The following is a 1,491-nucleotide window of genomic DNA, read 5'->3' on the forward strand; positions in this document are numbered from 1 at the left end:
TTAAAAAGCGTATCGGCAAAAAGAAATAACACTCATAGGTTCAAAAAAGGACAAAGCAGAGGTTTATCCTGCTTTGTCCTTTTTGCGTTTTTCCGTCATTGCGGCTTTTTTAAGCAGATTGTGGGCAAGGCAAAGCCACCCGACCTCCAGGCTTACTTTTTGCAAGCCGCGAAGCAGGAATCTTCGGAATCCCCGGTTGTTTTTGATTTGTCCAAACACACTCTCTGGCTCCGTCATGCGCTGAACAGAAAGGGTGTATCCTTCCTCGCTGCGCAGTCGTTCCCGCATCTCGTTTTTTTGCCGCATATAGGTTAGACTGATCGCGATCTCCCGATTGCCTTTGGCTTTGGTGCATGTTGCTTTCAGAGGACATGTACTACAATCTTCACTTCGATAATGGCGGGTACGAATCGTGTAACCACTTTCCGTGACCGTCTCGCTTTCGTACCGAAAATGTAATGTCTTCCCCGCCGCACAGGTCCATGTATCTTCCGTTTCGTTATAGCTCCAGTTGTCCACCTTGCCAATCGCCTGCTTCCACGCCCTGGTTTTCTCCTTGTGGTACGTCCCATATTTGACGATTGCCTGGATGTTTTGCTCTTCGAAATAGCTGTAATTCTCTTCACTTCCATATCCTGCATCCGCAATGACGGTCTTCGGTCTTTTGCCGAGCGTTTCTTCGAAATGGTCGAGATGGGGCTTCAGACATTTCGTGTCTGTGGGTCGCTGGTGCACCGTGTAACCCAAAACAAACTGGTTTTCCGTTCCAATCTGCACATTGTACCCTGGCTTCAATTGACCATTTCGCATATGATCTTCTTTCATTCGCATGAACGTTGCGTCTGGATCGGTTTTGCTATAGCTATTCCGCTCCCCTGCGGTTTGGATCTGGTGCTCATACTTTTGCAGCCGCGGTAGCAAGTCTTTGCGTAACTGGCGTACGGCTTTCTTTACGATTTTGTTTTTCGGTTTTTCTTGTAAGGATTCCTCCAGTTGCTCAACGACTTTTTCCAGCTTTTCTGCCGTGAGTGCAGAAGCTTCCCCGAGCTCAGGGAGGTCTGTACCCGCATGGAGCGCATCTTCTTCACTTTCGGCCGCTTCGATGGTTTGGAACAGGGTATGTACTTTTTCTTGCAGCTTGGCCTGGTACTTGACGACAGCCTTTTTCCAGACAAAGGTGTACCGATTCGCATTCGCCTCAAGCTTGGTTCCGTCCAGAAAGTAGTGATCCATGGACACGTATTGCTCCTGAACCAGCAGTTCCAGCACGTGGGTAAACACCGTTTCCAGTACCTCTTTCATCCGGTCGGAACGAAAGCGATTGATGGTCCGAAAATCTGGTTGTTGCCGCCCAGCGAGCCACATGAACATGATATTTTCGCGAACAGCCTTGGCGATTTGCCGGGATGAATAGATGCGTTGGGTATAGGCGTAGATGATGATTTTGGTGAGCATTTTGGGATGATAGCTATGGCGGCCCCCGCCAGGATA

The 1,491-nt window shown here is 49.0% G+C and carries 1 protein-coding gene; it reads right to left on the minus strand.

The annotated features are described in order from the left end of the window. Positions 1 to 63: 63 nt before the first annotated feature. A partial coding sequence (locus AC6CIF_RS31805) for an IS1182 family transposase (RefSeq protein WP_498202751.1) occupies positions 64 to 1,491 on the minus strand: 1,428 nt, incomplete at its 5' end.

The sequence above is a fragment of the Paenibacillus sp. GQ49 genome (genome assembly GCF_059759055.1).